This window comes from Chroococcidiopsis sp., from assembly GCF_051657925.1.
Lineage (GTDB): Bacteria > Cyanobacteriota > Cyanobacteriia > Cyanobacteriales > Chroococcidiopsidaceae > Chroococcidiopsis.
In genome coordinates this window covers 1-6,178 of sequence record NZ_JBOFLP010000346.1, presented here as the reverse complement: position 1 = coordinate 6,178, position 6,178 = coordinate 1, and the positions used below count along the sequence as shown (strand labels likewise).

The window sequence follows — 6,178 nt, the reverse complement described above, 5'->3', positions numbered from 1 at the left end:
GGGGCAGAGGGGCAGAGGGGCAGAGGAGAATAATGACAAATGACAAGTGACCACTTCATCCCTTGGGGGGTGTCTATGTGGGGCGATCGCTCGATAAGCTACCTTAGGGAGGCGATCCAATATACCTCGGTTATCGATTCAAAGATCTTGAAGATCCCCCAACCCCATTAAAAAGGGGGTTTTGTTCCTCTGCTTAAAAAGCGGGGCTTTGTTTCCCATTAAAAAGCGGGGCTTTGTTCCCCCCTTGAAAAGGGGGATTAGGGAGGATTGTACGTTAACCAAAAAGTATTGGGACGATCCAGACTAAATTCAATTTTTGTGTAACTATGCCGCAGTTAGAAGCTGTCGTTGCTGATGTCAACGATTTGCAAAATGGGGAAATGCGACAAGTCTCTGTTGGTGAGACTGATGTGCTACTAGTGCGTCTAGCAGATAAGTATTACGCGCTGGGGGCATATTGTACCCACTATCAAGCACCGCTAGCAGAAGGGGTATTGTGTGAAAACCATGTTGTTTGTCCCTGGCACAATGCATACTTCGATTTGACTACAGGCGAACAGCAAGAACCTCCAGGCTTGGATTCTCTACAAAAATATGGAGTCAAAATAGAAGGCGATCGCATAATTGTTAGTATTCCAGAAAATGGTGCTGGGCGCAGGCAGCCGCATATGGCTGAGTATAACCCTGAAGATAAACGCACGTTTGTCATTTTAGGTGCAGGGGCAGCAGGGGCGCACGCCGCCGAGACATTAAGAGTGGCGGGTTATCAGGGACGAATCGTGATGGTGACGCAGGATGACCGATTGCCATACGATCGCACTTGGTTGAGTAAGGATTACTTGACAGGTAAAGTTACGACGGACGACATGCCACTGCGATCGGCTCAATTCTACCAAGATTGCCACATTGAAGTCTGGCTGAATAAACAGGTAGTGCAAGTTGATGTCAATGGTAAGTTAATTTCTTTTGCCAATGGCGATCCACTGCAATACGATGCCTTACTGTTAGCCACAGGTGGTAAGCCACGCCAACTTAACGTTCCTGGTAGCGACTTGCAAAATATCTTTACCATTCGCAGCTTTGCCGATACCGATCGCATTTTAGCGGCAGCAGATAAGGCAAAACGGGCTGTCGTTATCGGGTCTAGCTTTATTGGCATGGAAGCCGCTTCTGGATTAACTCAACGGGGTTTAGAGGTGACGGTAGTATCCCCCTCTACGTTGCCTTTTGAGAAAATTCTAGGGGCAGAAATTGGCAAGCTATTTCAACAAGTTCATGAAGAAAATGGCGTGAAGTTCCATCTGGGAAGAAAAGCGACTCAGATTGAAGGCAATGGCAAAGTTGAAGCCGTAGTGTTAGATAATGGCGATCGCTTGGATGCCGATTTAGTCGTAGTAGGAATTGGCGTTCAACCTGTCACTGAGTTTTTGCAAGGGTTGGAGTTACACCCGAAGGATGGAAGCGTCCAAGTCAATGAGTATTTGCAAGCTGCTGATGGCGTTTATGCTGCGGGTGACATTGCAAGGTATCCAGATTGGCGGACGCAAGAACCCACGCGAATCGAACATTGGCGGGTTGCGGCACAACACGGGCGCATTGCTGCTTACAATATGGCAGGACAGCAGGTGAAGTATCGCGGCGTACCGATTTTTTGGACGATGCAATTTCAATTTCCCCTCCGTTATGTCGGACACGCCGAACAGTGGGATGAAATTATCTTTCAGGGTGACTTACAACAGCGAGAGTTTATGGCATTTTACGTCCAAGGCGATCGCGTTTTAGCTGCTGCGGCAAGTCAAAGGGATACGGAGGCTGCTGCAATTGTAGAATTAATGCGCTTAGATCGAATGCCTGCCCCAGATGAATTACGCCGTCCCAATTTAGATTTGGTGGGAATGTTGAAATTGTAGGATTTGACTTTATAACTTTTAACTTGTGACTTGCTTATAGGGATGAAAATTTCTTCCCCCGACTCCCGACTCCCGACTCCCGACTCCCGTTTTCATAGTCGAGTTTCCGCTTGGCTGTTTGTCCCAACGCTATATTTTGCCGAGGGTGTTCCTTACGTCATCATCAATAATGTTTCTGTAATTTTTTACAAGCAATTAGGTGTAGACAATACTCAAATTGCCTTTTGGACGAGTTTTTTGTACTTGCCTTGGGTATTAAAGATGTTTTGGGGACCAATTGTAGATGGTTACGCCACTAAAAGAAAGTGGACGATCTACACTCAATTGGGTATGACTATCTGCTTATTAAGTTTAGCTTACTCGTTTCAAGTTTCCAACTTCTTTTTAGTTTCTCTACTAATTTTAGGAATTGGAGCATTCATTTCAGCCACACATGATATTGCTGCTGACGGTTTTTATATGTTAGCTCTCGAACGAGATGCACAAGCATTTTTTGTTGGTATTCGCTCGACATTTTACAGATTTGCCACAATTTTCGCTGCTGGAATTGTTGTCTTTTTGGCAGGACAATTAGAGCTGGAATTGGAAGATATTGCTTTAAGTTGGACGATCGCGATCGCGCTATCGTCTGTCATCTTTGCTGCGATCGTTATTTTTCACTGGTTTCTTTTACCTCTCCCTACTAATGATATAGAGCAAAAAGTCTCAGTCAAGACAATTTTTAGCTTTTACAATCAAGCTGTGCAGTCTTACTTCAGTCAAGCAAAAATTCTGGCAGTTCTGGCTTTTATTCTCTTTTACAGATTTGGAGAGGGAATGTTAGTGAAAATATCTGCTCCTTTTTTGTTGGATGAAACTACTGTTGGGGGGTTAGGGCTTTCTACTTCAGATGTGGGATTAGCTTACGGAACTATCGGAACTTTTGCCTTGGTGTTAGGTGGAGTCATTGGTGGCATATTAATTGCTGAATTTGAGCTTAAAAAAATAATTTGGTGGATGGCGATCGCTCTGAATTTGCCTAACTTATTTTATGTTTATATGGCTTACACTCAGCCCGCGATTACATTAGTTTATGTATTAGTAGCTATAGAACAATTTGGTTATGGATTGGGAATGGCAGCTTATAGCGTTTATTTAATTTATATTGCCAAGGAAGAATACAAAACCTCTCATTTTGCTATTTCTACAGGCATTATGGCTTTAGGAATGATGTTACCTGGATTCATCAGCGGCTATCTTCAACAAGTTTTAGGCTATCCCGTATTTTTTATTTTGGTCTGCTTGCTAGCGATCCCAGGAATATTCACCCTTTATTTTATTCCTCTAGATTTAGAGAATTGTGATGAATAATACTAAAAAAAATCAATCTAAATATAAATTAGCAATTTGGGCTATAACTCTTGAGATGGATGTTGATAAAAATGTTCATACATTACTGTTTTTATAGTCATCGTCGTATAGAGTTACATGCTTACCTCACCCCAAGCCCTAAATCATATTTTCTTTTGTCCAGAAGAGTCTAATTTTTATTCACATTGTGTAGAAACTTTGGTTTTAAATAATTGTTCTAATTCAGAATCTATAATAGAATTTGGTTCTGGCGATGGTAGTCCTGTAATTCAGTCACTGCTAAGAACAAATTTCAACGGAATCGTACATGGATTTGAGTTAAATAATTTGGCTTGTCAAGAGGCAAATTCAAAGGTTGAAGCATACGAACTCAGCGACAAGTATAAAGTAGATAATCGCTGCTTTTTTGATGCCACTAAACCACATGCTAAATACTTGATTTCAAACCCACCTTATTTACCAGCACTGGATAACAAGCTTTTGCAGCCTTTATTACATGGCGGGTTAGAAGGAATTACAATTACTCAAAAGCTGTTGACGTTAAATTACGAAAATGTCTTGGTTATGGTTTCTAGTTATTCTAATCCGGTCGGATTAATTAACTATGCGATCGCCCAAGGATACTCTGTTAGCAATTTCATGATTTCACCTCTAAGGTTTGGCTATTATAGCTCCGAGCAAAAAGTTAAGAACCGAATTCAAGAGCTACAAAAGGATAACAGAGCGTTTTGTTCGGGAAATATCTATCTTTTAGCAGGTGTTTTATTTGCCAAAAAACGTGGCTGCAAAGTCGATTTATCTACAGAATTTTCTCGGTTGATGACTTGTTTGTAATTGCAAGATATCTCGGAGATCCCCCCAACCCCCCTTCAAAAGGGGGGCTTTGCTCGCCCGTTTTAAAAGCAGTAGGGGGGAGCTAGTCTTCACTAATTTTGCTCTGCTTCCCGCACCGATCGCGTTACAGCTGCACCTGCGCGATCGCTCAAAAACTTTTGCTGGTCGTAGCCTAACACCATTTCCCATGCATCATGAGGATATTGAGATATGAGTGGTAAGGCAACGTCATCTAACATCCAGCGACCGTGCAATTCATCTACCTTGATATGCAGATCCCAATAGCTCATAGCGTTTGTTGATAGTCCCAGCCGTTCGCCAGCAGCTCGGTAGTTGCGAAACCCAGCTGGTACGGAAAGCTCTCCGTAAAGCAATCCGCCGATGTAACGCAGGAAGTAGCGCTTGCGTTCGGTAAGCAAGAAACTATGATTGATGTTTGCTAGCACCTCCCAAGGTACGAGATCGAAATATGCCTCTGGTTGAGTTTGCATTTCCACTGCTTCAAGCATCGTTGTAAAGTGGGAAGAGTGCTTGCGTCCCAAACGACCACCACCGTATTCTTCTACAAGCAATCGCGTCAACACCGAATGCACCTCATTCGCAACGCCTCCCAGAGTGCGGGATAGCTGGCTTGCTTCTACTAATCCATCTAGAGAAGCGATCGCCAACAGACGACGGTAGCCTGCTTCACCGACGCGATCGCGAAAGTATCGAGCATCGTCAGACAATGGTGGTTCGAGATCGACAGCGACGCGATCGAGCAGTGCTTGTCTGATATCTATGCCTTGAAACGCCGCGAGATCGAATTGTCTCAGTTCCCACTGCTGCCAAACTTCCTCAATCCGATCGCGTATCTTTCTTAAGTAAGGCGATCGCTCGTTAGTGTAGCGCCGCAAATCGTCGTACCAAAATAGTTTTAGCCGATTGATGCGATAAAGTACGCGCTGGAGAAACAGATGTGCTGCATCATCACTAGATATTTTTAAATCAGCTAAATAAGCCGTCTCAATTGCCGTGGCGATCGCTTTTTCAAACTCAGTCGCGATTTGAGGCTGTGCAGTCAGCTTTCGATCTAGATCTTCCATTTCTAGCAGTTGAATAAACTGCTGTGCCTGTTCGTAGTATTGAGTGGCTGTTAGCGTTGGCGTAATCTTTGGCTCAGCGCTTGAGGTTACGATGTCGCTGTGCATTTATCTGCTTCATCCTTGAGATAACTACTAATAATTTTCAGTCATCGGTACTGCCCGATACATCTACCATTGGTTATTTAGTGAGTAGTGAAATCAGCAATTACCCATTACCCATTACCCATTAGCTGAAGCAATAAACGTCCAAGCCGCCATATACGTTCCAGCATAATTGTTGGCATAATCTGCATTGCTATCTGCCACAAACCAGTCAGGGATTTGCTTCTGCTGCCGAACTTTTTCATCCAACCCGATTTGGAGAGAGATATTTTCGTAGACAATTTTTGCCTTTGCTGCATTTAGCATATCTTCTACTAACTTTTGCAACCATTCGGCTCGAACAAACAGATTGTGCGATGGATGGTTGCCATAGGCAAAAGGCACAATAATGACCAAATATCCCTTTTCGCTTGTCAACTGACTCAAACAAAATTGAATCAGGTCTCGATCGTCTTTTTTCTCCAAAGTTTCTTTATCAACATTGTGGAATAGTAGCCCAGCTAGTACTACTGCATCAAACTTCTTATTTTCCGAAGCAAGTTCCGGTAGTAATATTGATAAATCTTTGGCAATGAATTGCTTGTTAGGATATAGGCTTAAACATTGTTCGATCGCTGCTTTACTATGATCGACTCCAACATATTCACAACGCTCTGGTAAATATTTACTCAAAGCTGCGTTGCCACATCCTAGATCTAGTACGGAAAATGACTGTTGCTGAAAAGCCTCATTGAGGAACCAAACTGAAGGGGCATACCGCGTAGCATTTTCAGAAGCCTCAAAGTAAGAATAATAGTCATCTTGAAAACGTTCTTCTTCAGAGGTTTTCCGGTCGGGTGGTAACTCTTCCCTCAATAATGCCATTGATACGCCCTAATTTACTTTAAACATTTATCT

6 protein-coding genes are annotated in these 6,178 nt (G+C 43.0%); 4 read left to right on the top strand and 2 right to left on the bottom strand.

Annotated features, from left to right (window positions below; all coding sequences use genetic code 11):
- Window positions 1-39: 39 nt before the first annotated feature.
- The 4 genes from ACRC32_RS27535 to ACRC32_RS27520 all read left to right on the top strand — a co-directional run bounded on the left by ACRC32_RS27535 (window position 40) and on the right by ACRC32_RS27520 (window position 4,094).
- Complete coding sequence (locus ACRC32_RS27535) at window positions 40-171, top strand: hypothetical protein (protein ID WP_438556968.1); 132 nt, start codon at window positions 40-42, stop codon at window positions 169-171.
- Between the two features lie 155 nt (window positions 172-326).
- Window positions 327-1,910 carry an FAD-dependent oxidoreductase gene (locus tag ACRC32_RS27530; RefSeq protein ID WP_438556967.1) on the top strand — a complete coding sequence of 528 codons (1,584 nt, stop codon included), beginning with the start codon at window positions 327-329 and terminating at the stop codon, window positions 1,908-1,910.
- A 42-nt stretch (window positions 1,911-1,952) separates the two neighbouring features.
- Entirely contained in the window at window positions 1,953-3,260 is a 1,308-nt protein-coding gene (locus ACRC32_RS27525) for an MFS transporter (RefSeq protein ID WP_438556966.1), read from the top strand.
- 117 nt (window positions 3,261-3,377) lie between these two features.
- Window positions 3,378-4,094: an SAM-dependent methyltransferase gene (locus ACRC32_RS27520; RefSeq protein WP_438556965.1), complete on the top strand. Its 717-nt coding sequence runs from the start codon at window positions 3,378-3,380 to the stop codon at window positions 4,092-4,094.
- 92 nt (window positions 4,095-4,186) lie between these two features.
- Here the strand turns inward: ACRC32_RS27520 and ACRC32_RS27515 are convergent, their stop codons facing one another.
- Entirely contained in the window at window positions 4,187-5,284 is a 1,098-nt protein-coding gene (locus ACRC32_RS27515) for an iron-containing redox enzyme family protein (protein ID WP_438556964.1), read from the bottom strand.
- Window positions 5,285-5,398: 114 nt separating this feature from the next.
- Complete coding sequence (locus ACRC32_RS27510; RefSeq protein ID WP_438556963.1) at window positions 5,399-6,145, bottom strand: class I SAM-dependent methyltransferase; 747 nt, start codon at window positions 6,143-6,145, stop codon at window positions 5,399-5,401.
- Window positions 6,146-6,178: the final 33 nt, after the last annotated feature.

Coding starts and splice junctions, on each gene's coding strand:
- ACRC32_RS27530 (WP_438556967.1), top strand. CDS start 327: ATGCCGCAGTTAGAAGCTGTCGTTGCTGATGTCAACGATTTGCAAAAT.
- ACRC32_RS27515 (WP_438556964.1), bottom strand. CDS start 5,284: ATGCACAGCGACATCGTAACCTCAAGCGCTGAGCCAAAGATTACGCCA.
- ACRC32_RS27525 (WP_438556966.1), top strand. CDS start 1,953: ATGAAAATTTCTTCCCCCGACTCCCGACTCCCGACTCCCGACTCCCGT.
- ACRC32_RS27510 (WP_438556963.1), bottom strand. CDS start 6,145: ATGGCATTATTGAGGGAAGAGTTACCACCCGACCGGAAAACCTCTGAA.
- ACRC32_RS27535 (WP_438556968.1), top strand. CDS start 40: ATGACAAGTGACCACTTCATCCCTTGGGGGGTGTCTATGTGGGGCGAT.
- ACRC32_RS27520 (WP_438556965.1), top strand. CDS start 3,378: ATGCTTACCTCACCCCAAGCCCTAAATCATATTTTCTTTTGTCCAGAA.